The sequence below is a fragment of the Glutamicibacter sp. BW77 genome (genome assembly GCF_002332285.1).
Classification (GTDB): domain Bacteria; phylum Actinomycetota; class Actinomycetes; order Actinomycetales; family Micrococcaceae; genus Glutamicibacter; species Glutamicibacter bergerei.
In genome coordinates this window covers 1-14,565 of the sequence record NZ_NRGT01000021.1, presented here as the reverse complement: position 1 = coordinate 14,565, position 14,565 = coordinate 1, and the positions used below count along the sequence as shown (strand labels likewise).

Here is a 14,565-nt window from a genome sequence, read left to right as displayed (position 1 = left end):
GTACCGGTGTGAGTACAGCGCTTTATCGCAGATACCGTCCAGACACTTTTGCCGAGGTTATCGGGCAGGAACATGTCACGGCCCCACTGATGACGGCTTTGGAAAAGAACCGTGTCAACCACGCCTATCTCTTTTCCGGACCACGCGGTTGCGGCAAAACCACGAGCGCTCGAATTCTGGCGCGCTGCCTGAACTGCGAACAGGGCCCTACGCCAACCCCATGTGGCACGTGTCCAAGTTGTGTGGAGCTGGCTAATGGTGGCCCAGGTTCTCTCGATGTGATTGAAATTGACGCGGCCAGCCACGGCGGTGTGGAAGACGCACGTGATCTGCGCGAACGCGCTACTTTCGCGCCTACCCGCGACCGCTACAAGATTTTTATTATTGATGAGGCCCATATGGTCACTTCGGCGGGCTTTAACGCCCTGCTGAAAATCGTTGAAGAGCCGCCAGCACATATCAAGTTCATTTTTGCGACTACGGAACCTGAAAAGGTCATTGGCACTATCCGTTCACGCACCCATCATTACCCGTTCCGTTTAGTGCCTCCCGAGGCCCTTTTGGACTATCTCAAGGTGCTCTGCGAGCGCGAAAATGTGGTGGTCGCCGACAGTGTATTGCCCCTGGTAATCCGTGCCGGCGGCGGTTCGGTACGCGACACCCTCTCGGTTCTAGACCAACTTATGGCCGGTGCCCGCGAAGGTGGAGTGGACTACGAGACTGCGATTGCTTTACTCGGCTACACCCATTCGACCCTGCTCGATGAGGTGATTCTCTCCCTGCATGAAAGCAATGGTGCTTCCCTCTTTGGAGCCATTGACCGCATCATCCAGACCGGTTTGGATCCACGCCGTTTCGTTGAAGACCTGCTTGAACGCATGCGAGACCTGATCATTGCCAAAGCGATGCCCGAAGGTCTGGAGAAAATCTTACGTGGCACTCCTGCCGACCAGTTGGAGTCGTTGCATTTACAAGCCTCGCTTGTCGGCGCCGGTGAGCTGAGTCGTTGGGCCGACGTAACAAATCAGGCCCTGAGCGAGATGAACGGGGCAACTTCGCCTCGGTTGCACCTGGAGCTACTGGCGGCACGCTTGATGCTCCCGGGTGCCGAAAATTCGGCAAGCGCCTTTGCTGCCCGGCTCGACCGACTCGAACGCCACGCGATCTCCGGCGGCGCGCTTCCCGAGCTGCCTGAAGGCGAGATGCCAGTTCAGTCTTCATCAGCGACTCCGTCTCCGGCGGCTGCTCGTCAGGGTGCGGCTGCTGTTCGTGAAGCTCTCGCAGCAGCCAAGGGTCGTAACGGCGGGGTAGAAACAGCTGCTGTCTCTGAGCAGTCCCCTGCGCCTCAGCAAGCGGCACCAGCACAGCATGCTGCCAACGTGCAGCAGCAAACGCAGCAAGAAGTTCAGACACAGCCCGAATCGCAGGCTCCGCAACCTGTTGCACCCCAAGAACAGTCACTGGAACAGTCGCCCGAGCAGTCCACGGCCTCACAACCGCAGACTCCGGCCGCGCAGGGCGAGCCAGATATTAACGCTCCGTTAGATCCAGATGCGGCTCGCTCGTTGAATACCGGGGAAGCCGCCGATTGGGGTGCCACGTGGGGCCCTAAGGAAGATCTGCACCCGGTCACCACTCCGGTCCAGCCTGGTCCGAGCGTTCCTGAGGCACGCCCAGAAGGCGTGGCCCCGTTTAGTCTGATTCCAGACCCGGCAGCCGGTGAAGATCTCTCCTTCGGTACGGGGGTTTCCATCGATGATGTGAAGCAAAACCCAGCCATGGCCGAGTTTGCACGCCGTACAGCTGAGAACCGTCAGCAGCCGACTCAGCAACAGACACCGCCGGCGCAGGCTCAGCCACAAGTTCAGCGCGAACCGTTGCAACAACAAGAAGCATCAGCTCCAGCCGCTAACCAGCAACGCCCCGAGGAGCTCCGGCAGGCTGAGGAACAGGCTGCCCGTGAGCAGGCTGAGCAGCGCGAAGCGCAGGAAAAAGCCGCCCGTGAGCAGGCTGAGCAACGTGCCGCCGCCGAGCAGCGCGACGCGCAGGAAAAAGCTGCCCGCGAACAAGCTGAAGCGCAGCAACGAGCGCAAGCTCAGCAGCAGCAGCAGGCCGCACCTCAGCAACAGGCGCCAAATGCCTCAACCCCGGTGCAGAAGTTCCAACAGGCGTGGCCCGCCATCTTGGAGCAGTTGCAGTCAAGCTCACGAGTACTTCACTCGATGGTTGCCAATTATGGCTCGGTGGCAGGATTTGATGGTCGCACGTTGACCCTTGCCTTCAGCAATACCGGCCCCATCGTCAATCTGCGTAATCGCCCAGACATGATGCAAATCTTGGTGGGCGTCCTTTGTCAGGTGGCAGGTCAACAAATTGAGGTCGTACTGACCGAGGGTGGGTCGGCAACCGCCGGTGGTGGTTCCCCAAAAGGTGAACGCCGGCCAACACCGGCGTCCGCCCCAGCAGTAGCCAACAACGTACAGGCTCCGAACGCTGGGGTTACGCCCAACGCTCCTGCACGCCCACAAACACCTCCTTCAGCAGCTCAACCCGCGGTTTCCCGTCCGGAGTCAGCGCGTTCAACAGCACCTATAAACAAGCCGGCTCCGGCTAAGGACAGCGGGTACGTCAGCAACTATGATGACGTCCCGCCACCGCTGGATGAACCATACATGGATGAGCCGCCCTATCCCGATGACGGATATGCGACAAGCGGTCCTACCTCGGCACCGGTTTCCGTGGCTTCACCACGGCCCGAGCCAACCACCGCGCCGCAGGTAAGCGAACCATCTTCGTTATCGCCTGCCGTGGTGGAACCGGTAATCCATGCTCCGCGAGCTACCGAATCACGCTCCTTCGACGGTCCGCCGGTGGCACCTCGCCCTCGGTTGACCGCCGGATTAAGCGCACGCCAGTCCGAGGTACCGAGCCCGGCGATTTCTCGTCCGGTCTCGGAGACCCCGTTGCATCCAGGCAGCACCACCGATACTTTCGAGTCCAAGGTGATCCGTGAGCCTGAGCCACAGCCGGTAGCCGCGACACCGGTGGCCCCTGCAGTAGCAGCCACAGTTGCGACGCCATCTAAGCCAGCGGTCCAACCGGTGACCGAATCTGCACCAGCTTGGGGTGCCCCAAGCGAATCGGATGAACAGCCCGAAGCCCCAGCCCCGGTAGCTGGCGCTAGGTTGAGCCGTTATCAGCAGCTCATGAGCCAGTCGAAGGACAACGCACCGAGCACTCAGCAGACCAGTTCGGATAATGGTTGGGGTGCACCGGATCGCGTGGCCCGTGCAGCGCCAGCGGAACCCGAAGATTTCTCGCCCAGCGAGGATGATATCGAGGTCGAGGATTCCGCGCTGATCGGAGTGCCCGCGGTGGAACGTTTGCTCGGCGGTTTGGTCATTGAACAACGTGATGTGAATGGCAATGTCGTTGAAATGAAGCGCGGGCTCTAACCGGCATCTTGTCGGAGTGAGACACTAGTGTGTAACACGGTGATTAATAAACGTTTGAACCCTCAGGAAAGTGGGCATTAGGTGTACGAAGGTGCTGTTCAGGAACTGATCGACGAGCTCGGTCGGCTACCCGGCATCGGTCCTAAATCGGCGCAGCGCATCGCTTTTCACATTCTTGATGCCGACGCCGAGGATATGACGCGCCTTGCCGCTTCCATCCAACAGGCCAAGGAGAAGGTTCGCTTCTGCGAAATCTGTTTCAACATTTCCGAGCAGGAAACCTGTGGGATCTGCCGCGACGAACGCCGCGATACCAGCCAAATCTGCATTGTGGAGGAATCCAAGGATGTGCTGGCCATTGAACGTACTCGGGCTTTTAACGGCAAGTACCACGTGCTTGGCGGGTCAATTAACCCAATCGCTGGAATCGGCCCGGAACAGTTACACATTCGTGAGCTAGTTGCGCGTTTAGGAGACAGTTCCATCACCGAACTGATCTTGGCTACGGACCCAAATTTAGAGGGTGAGGCAACTGCAATCTATCTGGTTCGTCAGCTGAGCCCTTTGGGCATCAAAATCACCCGTTTGGCCTCGGGGCTGCCGGTGGGTGGCGATCTGGAGTACGCCGATGAGGTCACCTTGGCACGCGCCTTCGAAGGGCGCCGCAATACCATTGCGCCGAGTTCTTCGCGCGGTTAAGATCAACAGCAAGATTTTTCTTCGCTACAGCCCGGCCAACCTTGTGTTGAGCCGGGCTGACTTGTCTGACGAATGTGCACTCAACCACATTGGTTGATAATGGTCAACCATCGTCATATAGTTGATATCAATCAACCTTATTTTTAGACCTTTGGAGTCGCCATGACCGCAGTAGCGCCGGTCGCAAAACCCAAGATGAGCCACCGGCAGATTATTCAATCACTGACCGGTTTGCTCATGGGCATGTTCGTTTCAATTCTTGCAGGCACCGTGGTGTCCAGCTCCCTTCCGGTCATTGTCTCGGACCTGAATGGTAGCCAGACCGCCTACACCTGGGTGGTCACCGCGACCTTGCTCGCCACCACCATATCAACCCCCATCTGGGGTAAGCTCGCCGACTTGGGCAACCGTAAACTCCTGTTGCAGATCTCTCTTGGACTATTCGTTCTCGCCTCGGCCGCAGCCGGCTTCGCGCAGAACACCGAATTCCTGATCTCCATGCGCGTAATTCAGGGCCTCGCAGGCGGTGGCATGGGCGCATTGAGCCAGATTGTCATGGCCGACATCCTTTCACCACGCGAACGCGGTAAGTACATGGGCCTCTTCGGCGCTGTCATGGCACTGGGTACCGTAGGTGGCCCGCTCATCGGTGGTTTCGTCACCGATACCATCAATTGGCGCTGGAACTTCTTCGTAGCACTTCCCTTTGCCGTCGTCGCCATTATCTTGATCCAACGCACACTGAATCTTCCTGCCATCGCTAAGCGCAAGGTGCAGATCGATTACTTGGGCATCATGCTTCTTTCCTCCGGCGTGGCACTGTTGCTGATCTGGTTGTCCATGGGTGGTAGCGAATTCGATTGGAACTCAAGCACCAGCTATCTCATGTTGGTCGGCTCGGTCATCTTGCTAGCAATCTTTGTGTTCGTCGAACTCAAGGTCGCAGAACCACTGATCTCCCTTCAGCTATTCAAGAACCGCACCTTCACCTTCGCAGTGATTGCCTCGCTTGCCGTGGGCATCTCAATGTTCGGTACGACGGTATTCCTCAGCCAGTACATGATCATGGCCCGTGGCGCCAGCGCCACACAGGCGGGCTTGATGACATTCCCAATGATGGCCGGCTTGCTTGTCATCTCCACCATCGCCGGTGCGCTAATCTCGCGCTACGGCAAGTGGAAAGCTCTTGTCGTCTCCGGAGCTGCACTTCAGATTGTCGGATTGTACCTACTGGGAACCATTCACTATGACACCCCCTTCTGGCAGGTGGGCTTGTACATGTTCATTCTCGGCGCTGGCGTTGGTTTGGTTATGCAGAACATGGTGCTTGTCGTGCAGAATGCCGTGGAACCTAAGATTCTGGGCGTTGCATCTTCTTCGGTGAACTTCTTCCGTACCCTCGGCGGCACCGCAGGTACCGCAGGACTAGGTGCACTGCTTGCGGTCACCATTCCAAATATGATTGCCGACCGTCAGAGCGAACTATCGTCTGCCATTGCCTCACTGGGCGATAAGGCCGCCGCGGTTGGCGCATCGTTGAGCTCCGGTTCCTTGCCGACCATTTCCACCCTGCCAGAACCAGTGCGCTCGATCCTCGAATCAATCTACGGTGACGGTGTTGCTTCCTTGTTCGCCTTCGCCGCACCACTGGCGCTGATTACCCTGGTCGCAGTGATCCTGTTGCCTAATCAGCACTTGAACGAGAAAACCAATACCGAACGTTTGGCTGAAGAGTCAGAGACTGCTTCCATCACGGAATCCGACGCCTAGTCGCTGTGGAAACCGTGGAAACCGTGAAAGAAACTCAGTCTTGGACTCATCGTAGCCAGCTATTCGAGGCAGCCGAACAGGAACTTTTCACTCTGCTTTCGGTGACCGCAAAGTCCCGCCGCACCATGGCAGCCAAACTCGACGAAAAGCTACCCCCTGCGGCGGTTCCGGTGCTGGGGATGATCCTCAAATTGGGAAACACCACCCAGTCAGATATTTGCGAACATCTCATGACCGATAAGGCCACGCTCTCCCGGCTGGTGACCCGGCTCGAAGAGCTTGAGCTAGTCAAGCGGGAAGTAGACGAGACCGACCGAAGAGTATTCAACCTCTTGCCCACCGAGCTTGCCAAGGAGCGCTGGCATGGCTGGTTACAGAACTGGCGTGATGATTTACGCGAACGGATCACCAAGTGGTCCGATACAGATCTGACCCATCTCACCGGTCTACTTGAACGACTCAACGCGGATCTACGGGAACTGTAAAAAGATCCACGTGGTAGCCACACTCCTTTTTATTGGAGTGTGGCTACACTCATTTTATGGCGATTAAGAGCAGCAACATCGAGGCGATCACCAAGGCCACTAGCAAGCCGTGGGAGCAGTGGATGGAGCAGTTAGATTCTGCCGGCGCTAAAGATCTGTCGCATAAACCGCTTGCTTCAATGATTTACCAGCTCATGCCCGCAGGCCTTGAAAACCCGGGCTGGTGGGCGCAATCGGTAGCCATAGCTTATGAACAGCACATCGGCCGTCGAGTTCCCGGCCAAGCAAGCGATGGAAGTTTTAAAGGCTCGGTTTCTACTACGCTGAACATGGATCTTGAGGGTGCTTTACAAAGCTGGGTCAATACGGTCGCAGAGTTCAGTGAATTTAACGGCGCCCAACTTACGGCAGAACCCACGGTCAATGGCTCCGAGAAGTGGCGCTATTGGAAGGCACAATTTAGCGATGGTAGCCGCGTGAGCGTGAACATCACCATGAAGGGTAACAAGGCAAGCGTAAGCGCTGATCACGCAAAGCTTGCCAACCCTCAGGATCTGGAGGGCTGGAAGTCATTTTGGCGACAAATATTAGCTACGATACGCAGTTGACCGGCCGTTCTAGGCATTCAAAGTGGCAGATATTAGGCAATATGACCAATGGTTACCGTCACAACTAGGTGATGCACCCTTGGTACTGCCACAATTATTAGTGGTAGATATGTCGCATCTGTTCTCACAACACGATGCGCATCAACAACTTTCATCAGTTGGAGTGTGCGCCCATGGGCCTAATAGTTCAAAAATTTGGCGGTTCGTCCGTATCCGATGCCGAAGGCATCAAACGTGTCGCGCGCCGAATTATTGACACCAAGGCGCAGGGTCATGAGGTTGTTGTTGTTGTCTCGGCCATGGGAGATTCCACCGACGAACTCCTTGACCTCGCCGCGCAACTCACCGATGACGCCCCGGCTCGCGAGATGGATATGCTCCTCTCGGCAGGCGAGCGCATTTCCATGTCCTTGCTCGCCATGGCCATCGACCAATTCGGCGAAAGCGCAGTATCCTTCACCGGCTCACAGGCCGGCCTAATCACTGACTCGACTCACGGCATGGCGCGCATCATGGAAGTTTCGCCGCAGCGCATCCGCCGTGCCATCGACCGCGGTTTCATTGCCATCGTCGCCGGCTTCCAAGGCATGAGCAAGGAATCAAAGAACATCACCACCATGGGCCGTGGTGGTTCGGACACCACCGCGGTGGCACTTGCCGCTGCGCTGGGTGCCGATGTCTGCGAAATCTACACCGATGTGGACGGCATCTACACCGCCGACCCACGAGTGGTTCACGCAGCAAAGAAGATCGACACGATTTCAAGCGAGGAAATGTTGGAGATGGCAGCCAGTGGCTCCAAGATCCTGCACCTACGCTGTGTGGAGTATGCTCGCCGCTTTGGTGTGCCACTGCATGTGCGTTCCTCATTCAGCACTAACGAGGGCACCTGGGTGCTCCCGGACCCCAACGACAAGATCAAGATTCAAGAGGGAGAACCCTTGGAACAGCCAATCATCTCCGGTGTTGCCCACGACCATTCCGAAGCAAAGGTCACCATCATCGGTGTACCGGATATTCCGGGTAAGGCAGCACAGATTTTCGGGGTTATCGCGGCCGCGCAAGCCAATATCGACATGATCGTACAGAACATCTCGACCAAGGGCTCGGGTGCCACCGACATCTCCTTCACCTTGCCAATGACCGAGACCAAGCGCGTTCTCGCTGCGCTGGAAACCGCACGCGGTGAAATTGGATTTGAAGACATTGAGCATAACGACGAGGTCGGTAAGCTTTCACTGATTGGCGCCGGCATGCGTTCGAACCCGGGCGTCTCATTCACCTTCTTCGAAGCCCTGCACCAGGCCGGGATCAACGTGGACATGATCTCCACCTCGGAGATTCGCATCTCCGTGGTCACCGACGCCGACAAGCTCAATGATGCGGTTCGAGCCATCCACACCGCATTCAATCTCGATACCGATGTGGAAGCCACCGTGTACGGCGGCACCGGACGCTAAGTCTCTCAAGTAAAAGTAGCGGCGCAGATCTTTGGGATCTGCGCCGCTACTTTTATGCTGTTTGCACTAGCCGTGCGGTTAGCGCACCGGCTCTAGGGTTTTACTGTAGACACTTTCGCCGAGGCCGTTACGCAGCGAAACTGTAAACCTTTGAGATTCGTCGAGGTCAACGTGTCCGAAGAACTGTCCTTTACCATCACGTGGTGATTGGTTACTGGTCCCGGCGAGCGCGAATTCCACCTGAGCTCCGAAGGTGCCATCCATCTTATTGGGACCAAAGGATCCTGCGTTGACCGGACCTGCTACAAACTCCCAGAACTCGTTAAAATCACTGAAGGCGGCGCGTTCCGGTGAGTAGTGGTGAGCGGCGCAGTAATGCACATCCGCGGTTAAGAAGACCACGTTTTTCACGCCACGGTCCTTGATGGCTTTCAGCAATCGAGCCAGTTCCAACTCACGGCCCAACGGTGCACCGTGGTCGGCGTTGGCAATGGATTCCTGAGCTTTACCGTCGGGAACGATAATTCCCAGCGGCAGATCGTTGAGAATGACCTTCCACGTGGCTTTCGACTTGTGCAGCCCATCGAGCAACCACTGCAGTTGTTCTTCGCCGAGGATCGCCGTCTCGTGGCTTTCCAACCCGTCGGTGTTCTCCGATTTGTGGCTCCGCATATCCAATGCGAAGAGGTCTAGTGCTGGGCCGCGAGAAATCTGGCGGTAAATTCGTGTGGGTTCAAAACCGGTTCCTCCTCGCATGGCACGAGGGTCGGCAATTGGCTGGTATTCCTGCCAGGCGCGGCGCCCCCTGACGGCCAAGGTATTGATATCTCGCACCGTGTAACGTTCATCTTCGATAGTTTCCCCGGCCCACCAGTTGTTGTGGGTTTCGTGGTCATCCCACTGGGCAATCACTGGCACTTCGGAGTACATGGCACGCACGTTGGCGTCCATGAGGTTGTAGCGATGCCGGCCACGGAACTCCGCTAAGGTTTCGGCAACCTTGGAGACTTCCTCGGTGACCAGGTTGCGCCAAATTTGGCCGTCAGATTCCACTACCTCGGCGGAGATTGGACCATCGGCGTAAATGGTGTCACCGCTGTGTACGAAGAAATCCGGTTTGGTGGCATGCATCGCGGCATAGGCACGCATGCCACCGATTTCTTCGTTGATTCCCCAGCCTTGTCCCACGGTATCGCCAGACCAGACGAAGCTCTGCGACATCGAAGCTTCGTGATTGCGTCGGCCGGTACCTGAAGCGGCGGTGACAAAGGATCCGCTAGTCGTCTCCCCCAACGTGCCATTTTCATCTTCGAAGCCGATACTCACCGCGAAGCGGGTGCCTGCAGGAAGATTGGAGGCGGCGATTTTGGCGGTGTAGTCGGTTTGTGCGCTGGCTTGGGCTCCGCGCAGGGTTCGTGCAAAGGAACCCCGTCCGCGAATGACCTGACCTGCCTGATCGATGGCGCGCAGCTGTGCGCGTAAGCGGCCCTCCCCGGTAGTACGCGCCCAAAACACCGCGTTATTGGTGGAGACATCTCCCATGGAAAAACCGCTGGTTAACCCGAGTCTGGAACGCACCAGCCGTGGGCTGTTAGCTGCCAGCGCAGTGCCGGCCGGGGTCACCAGGCTCAGAGCGCCGACTCCGAGTGCACCGGTGAGCAGATTTCGTCGAGATATTTGTGTCATGCTCGCCAGTATTTCGTCTCAAGTTTTCCACTTGATGGCAGTCTTATGAACTGCAAACTAAACTCTGCACTAAGAATCGGGGCTTAAACCTAGCTAGCTTTTGATTCCTCACGGGCCGTGCGGATTGCCAAACTCACTACGGAGATCACAAATCCGGCCACGCTCAACAAGACCAGGTACAAACCCCAGGGGTCAGCGATGCGCGAATTCCACGCGAGGCTCATTGAAATCAGAAAGGCGATAAAAAATCCCACCGAATATTTAGCGTGCAACTGTCTCATTTGTCCTCCTGAGATGAGCTTGCTACCGACGCTACCGCAGTACCAGCATGCCAGGCAAAAAATCTGGAACCGCGCGGAGGACGCGTGGGCAACGCAGGTTCGGGGTGGCTCGGTTTGCTGGTTACCTCGCGAGGTACCGGTGTTCCGGGCGGCCTCTCGTGCCGTATCCCAGCTGCAGGTCAAGGGATTCGCTGGCTACCAGAGCGGCGAGATAGCGTTGGGCCGTCGCCCTTGCAACACCTACAGCCTCGGCAACCTCTGCCACATTCATCGGTTCACGCGACTGGCGTACACAGGCTAAGACCGCTTGTTCGGTGGGAGCGGTGCTGGTCGTGGCCGCGGTATCCTCCGCACCCTGCACGGTGCGATATAGCCGATCCACGCCTTGCTGATCAAAATCGGTGGCTGCCGCCAGCTGTCGGCGGTACCGGGCCCAGCCCTTAAGTTTGGCCGCCAGGGTTTTGGCACCAAACGGTTTGATAATGAAAGCCAGCGCCCCGGCTTGCAAGGCCGCCGCCACATTTTTCGGCTCGGTGGCTGCGGAGATCATGATCGCGTCCACGTGCAGCTCGCGCAGCAATTCCACGCCACTGACATGCGGCAGATAAAGGTCCAGCAGCACAAGGTCCGGTTGCAAGCTGGCGACCAGCTGCGGAACCGTCCGAGGGTCCTGCACCGGGTCCAGAGCCTGGAATCCGGGAATTTCATTAACCATGTCGGCATGCAACTGACCAACCCGAAAGTCGTCGTCTACTATCAATACCCGGTAATCTCCCGCGGCGGTGCTCTGCATCATTGCTGCTCCCCTTATCGTGATTGCTAGTTCTTCGGTTCGGCCAAAACCGCCGGTAGCCTCGCGGCAATCACCGCGCCACCATGTTCGCCTCCGGCATCGGCAATCCAGACCTCACCACTGCGCGAGCGCGCCAGCCGGCGGATCAAGGGTAACCCCACGCCGGATCCATGACCTCCACCTAGCGAAGATCCGGTATTCACTCCGGGAGAGAAAATATCGTCATCGGTCGCTATCCCGGCGCCCGAGTCGGCCACCGCGAGATGCAAGGTGCTTCCCTCGGAAAGCAGATCCACCTCAACCCACGGGTCGTTGCTCCCACACAGGCTGGCGGTGAAGGCATTATCCAAGAGATTCCCAAGCACCGCGGTAACATCTTGCGCGTCGGAGGCCGAGGCGACCTGTTCAAAAAGCATTGATTGTGGCGAGACGCGCAACTCGATGCCCAGCTCGTGGGCGCGTACCCCCTTAGCCGAGAGAAATGCCGACAGGTAAGCGTCCTGGACTAGTTCCAATCCGGGAACCGGGGCAATTATCGGCCCCGAATCCATAACTTCACGCAGGTATTCTTCGGCTTGATCCGTTTTGCCTAGCGTAATCAGACCGAGCACCGCGTGCATCCGGTTGGCAAATTCGTGGCGTTGGGCGCGCAAGGCATCGGCCATATCCTGGACCGCATCAAGTTTGGTGCCCAGCGCCTCGACGGTACTCACGTCGTGGAGCAAAATTACCTGGCCCAGCTCCACCCCGTCACGCACCACATCGGAGACGCGCGCAACGATGGCATTCGAGTTGGCTTCCAGCCTGATCGGGGCACGTTCATGCTCTTTAATCGCTTTCACCAACCGCGAATCCAGTCCCGCCGACTCGTAGTGCCGGCCGATAATATCTGCCAGTTCGGTACGGTGCGGAAGTCCCAGAAGCTGGCGGGCGGCCTTATTGCGCACGGTGATGATGCCATCGGGGCTCAAACCAATCACGCCCTCGCTAACGCCGTAGAGCACCGCCTGCTGGTCGCGGACCAACTGGGCGATTTCGGCTGGTTCCAGACCTAGGGTTTGGCGTTTGAGCGTACGCACGGTGAATCGCCCTGCCAAGGTTGCCAACAGGGCAGCCAGCAAGGCGAAGAGCACAATCCAGCCAAAGGACGCCGCCAACGCACCGGTCAACGATTCGGTGGCTACACCGACAGATACCTCGCCGATCACCTCGCCATTTGCGGTGCGGATCGGCACCTTGGCGCGCACCGATTCGCCCAACGTTCCGTGTTCCCGGGCCACACTTTCAACGCCGGTCAGCGCCACCGGATCGGTGGAGACCAGTTGGCCGATCTCGGCCGGGTTTGGGTGGCTCAAGCGCAGTCCGCGGTCCTCGGTGATCACCACAAAGGCGGCCTGCCCACCGGTGCGCACCGATTCGGCCAACTGTTGCAATGGTCCGTGACGCAGTTTTTCTAGCGCAAGCTTGTCTTGCGCGGAATATACCGACACTTCCTCGATGACCTGTGGCAGTGAGGCGACCGAACGGGCGATACCCAGCGAGGTATCTTCGGCCCGGTCAAAAACCTGATTGTAGCTATTAACCAGCGTCGCCGCGGTGACCAGCACAATGAGCACGCCAAGGACCACAAACTGCAGGCGCATGATGCGCGAGGCGAAGTGGCGGGTGGCTATTGTCTGGGGCATTTGTCCAGCATAAACCGTCAGCGATTTTAATGAGCAAAAAGATTCTAAAAACCTAAAGGGATCACAAGACTTTCAACCCGCCTAACGTGAGCACCGCCACGTAGTTTAGTTCAGTGCCCGCACCCCCTCTGGCATCATCACATGCCACACACTTCAGGAGGTCGGCGCAATGTTAGTTGCTCTCGGATTCCTCATGATCATCACCTTCATGGTGCTGATCATGACCAAAAAAATGACGCCACTGTTGGCGCTCATTCTTGTCCCCACCATTTTTGGCCTTTTCACCGGCGCAGGCTTTGGCCTGGGCGACATGATCATGGACGCGGTCAAGGACATGTCGGGCACCGCGGCTCTACTTATGTTCGCCATCATGTACTTCGGCATCATGATCGACGTGGGGCTCTTCGATCGTCTGGTCTCGGGAATCCAGAAGCTTGTGGGCAACGACCCGGCAAAGGTAGTCATCGGCACCGCCCTGCTCACTGCCGTCATCTCACTGGACGGCGACGGCTCAACGACCTTCATCGTGGTCACCGCCGCACTGCTGCCGATCTACCAGCGTCTGGGCATGAGCCCGGTCGTATTGACCTGTGTGGCCGGCTTGACCAACGGAACCCTGAACATCGTTCCTTGGGGTGGCCCCACCGCCCGCGCTGCGGCCGCCTTGGGCGTTGACGCGGCAGACATCTTCGTACCAATGCTCCCGTCCTTGGGTATTGCCTTGATCGTGATCGCAATCTTCGCCTGGCAGCTGGGTCTGGCTGAGCGCCGCCGGTTGCAACGCGACCGCCCAGAGATCTGGGGCACCGGCTTCGGTGGCGGAAATCTGACCGGCCCCCAGGGCGGTCAGGGCGGCACCGACGCCTCGCCTTCGGGCTCGTCCGTGTCCGTGCTTGAATCGGTGGCCCGCAAGGGTGATGGCTCGGAAGCGGCCACCATGGACGGCACGGTGCTCGATCCACATCGCGATACCCTGCGCCCGAAGATGTTCTACTTCAACCTGGCGCTCACCGTAGCGATCATGGTGTTGCTCATTGTTGACGTGTTGCCACTGTCTTACCTGTTCATGATCGGTACCGCGATCGCTTTGGTAGTGAACTTCCCGAAGGTCAATGACCAGGTGAAGATGATCGCCGCACACTCAAGCGAAATCATCGCCGTAGTTTCCATGGTGCTCGGCGCCGCGGTGCTCACCGGTGTACTCTCCGGAACCGGCATGGTTGACGCGATGAGTCTATGGCTGGTCGATATTATCCCTGACTCGCTGGGCCAATACATGGCGGTCATCACCGGCTTGATTTCAATCCCGGCAACGTTCTTGATGAGTAACGACGCTTTCTACTTTGGTATTCTTCCGGTCCTCACCGAGGCCGGCGCGCACTTCGGAGTTCCAGCGGTGGATATGGCTCGCGCCTCCATCACCGGACAACCGGTGCACATGCAATCTCCGCTCGTCCCCGCAATCCTTCTGTTGGTTTCGCTCTCTCGTGTGGATTTGGGCGATCACCACAAGAAGGTGCTGTGGCGTGCGGCAGTGGTAAGCCTGGTCATGCTCGCTTCGGGCGTGCTCTTCGGCGCGATCCACATGGGCTAAAACCCAAGGACCTACTGGTCCGTCGTCAGCTAAGCTCCGCGTCATTGGG

The 14,565-nt window shown here is 57.8% G+C and carries 11 protein-coding genes; 7 read left to right on the top strand and 4 right to left on the bottom strand.

Features of this window, described 5'->3' with window-relative positions; genetic code table 11:
- Window positions 1–8 precede the first annotated feature (8 nt).
- The 6 genes from CIK74_RS02035 to CIK74_RS02010 all read left to right on the top strand — a co-directional run bounded on the left by CIK74_RS02035 (window position 9) and on the right by CIK74_RS02010 (window position 8,477).
- Window positions 9–3,455: a DNA polymerase III subunit gamma and tau gene (locus CIK74_RS02035; RefSeq protein ID WP_096254059.1), complete on the top strand. Its 3,447-nt coding sequence runs from the start codon at window positions 9–11 to the stop codon at window positions 3,453–3,455.
- Between the two features lie 81 nt (window positions 3,456–3,536).
- The gene (recR, locus tag CIK74_RS02030; RefSeq protein ID WP_096254057.1) at window positions 3,537–4,154 is read left to right on the top strand and encodes a recombination mediator RecR; all 618 of its coding nucleotides are present in this window, start codon (window positions 3,537–3,539) and stop codon (window positions 4,152–4,154) included.
- A gap of 162 nt (window positions 4,155–4,316) precedes the next feature.
- Window positions 4,317–5,924 (top strand): DHA2 family efflux MFS transporter permease subunit, encoded by a 1,608-nt coding sequence (locus CIK74_RS02025; RefSeq protein WP_240520431.1) that lies wholly within the window; start codon window positions 4,317–4,319, stop codon window positions 5,922–5,924.
- 14 nt (window positions 5,925–5,938) lie between these two features.
- On the top strand, window positions 5,939–6,409 hold the full coding sequence (locus tag CIK74_RS02020) for a helix-turn-helix domain-containing protein (protein ID WP_205738221.1): 471 nt from the start codon (window positions 5,939–5,941) through the stop codon (window positions 6,407–6,409).
- Window positions 6,410–6,465: 56 nt separating this feature from the next.
- Window positions 6,466–7,017, top strand: a complete 552-nt coding sequence (locus tag CIK74_RS02015; RefSeq protein WP_096254054.1) for a hypothetical protein — start codon at window positions 6,466–6,468, stop codon at window positions 7,015–7,017.
- Between the two features lie 173 nt (window positions 7,018–7,190).
- Window positions 7,191–8,477, top strand: a complete 1,287-nt coding sequence (locus tag CIK74_RS02010; protein ID WP_096254052.1) for an aspartate kinase — start codon at window positions 7,191–7,193, stop codon at window positions 8,475–8,477.
- 78 nt (window positions 8,478–8,555) lie between these two features.
- Here the strand turns inward: CIK74_RS02010 and CIK74_RS02005 are convergent, their stop codons facing one another.
- The 4 genes from CIK74_RS02005 to CIK74_RS01990 form a co-directional block, all read right to left on the bottom strand.
- Window positions 8,556–10,163: an alkaline phosphatase D family protein gene (locus CIK74_RS02005; RefSeq protein WP_096254050.1), complete on the bottom strand. Its 1,608-nt coding sequence runs from the start codon at window positions 10,161–10,163 to the stop codon at window positions 8,556–8,558.
- An 89-nt stretch (window positions 10,164–10,252) separates the two neighbouring features.
- Entirely contained in the window at window positions 10,253–10,444 is a 192-nt protein-coding gene (locus tag CIK74_RS02000; RefSeq protein ID WP_096254049.1) for a hypothetical protein, read from the bottom strand.
- A 121-nt stretch (window positions 10,445–10,565) separates the two neighbouring features.
- Entirely contained in the window at window positions 10,566–11,240 is a 675-nt protein-coding gene (locus CIK74_RS01995; protein WP_229677143.1) for a response regulator, read from the bottom strand.
- 23 nt (window positions 11,241–11,263) lie between these two features.
- Window positions 11,264–12,922, bottom strand: a complete 1,659-nt coding sequence (locus CIK74_RS01990) for an ATP-binding protein (RefSeq protein ID WP_096254047.1) — start codon at window positions 12,920–12,922, stop codon at window positions 11,264–11,266.
- Window positions 12,923–13,091: 169 nt separating this feature from the next.
- On the opposite strand from CIK74_RS01990, the gene CIK74_RS01985 reads away from it, so the two are divergent.
- Entirely contained in the window at window positions 13,092–14,516 is a 1,425-nt protein-coding gene (locus CIK74_RS01985; RefSeq protein WP_096254045.1) for an SLC13 family permease, read from the top strand.
- Window positions 14,517–14,565 lie beyond the last annotated feature (49 nt).

Excerpts from the sequence above, each read along its gene's own strand:
- CIK74_RS02015 (WP_096254054.1), top strand. The coding sequence starts at position 6,466 with ATGGCGATTAAGAGCAGCAACATCGAGGCGATCACCAAGGCCACTAGC.
- CIK74_RS02025 (WP_240520431.1), top strand. The coding sequence starts at position 4,317 with ATGACCGCAGTAGCGCCGGTCGCAAAACCCAAGATGAGCCACCGGCAG.
- CIK74_RS02010 (WP_096254052.1), top strand. The coding sequence starts at position 7,191 with ATGGGCCTAATAGTTCAAAAATTTGGCGGTTCGTCCGTATCCGATGCC.
- CIK74_RS01990 (WP_096254047.1), bottom strand. The coding sequence starts at position 12,922 with ATGCCCCAGACAATAGCCACCCGCCACTTCGCCTCGCGCATCATGCGC.
- CIK74_RS01985 (WP_096254045.1), top strand. The coding sequence starts at position 13,092 with ATGTTAGTTGCTCTCGGATTCCTCATGATCATCACCTTCATGGTGCTG.
- CIK74_RS02005 (WP_096254050.1), bottom strand. The coding sequence starts at position 10,163 with ATGACACAAATATCTCGACGAAATCTGCTCACCGGTGCACTCGGAGTC.
- CIK74_RS02000 (WP_096254049.1), bottom strand. The coding sequence starts at position 10,444 with ATGAGACAGTTGCACGCTAAATATTCGGTGGGATTTTTTATCGCCTTT.
- CIK74_RS01995 (WP_229677143.1), bottom strand. The coding sequence starts at position 11,240 with ATGATGCAGAGCACCGCCGCGGGAGATTACCGGGTATTGATAGTAGAC.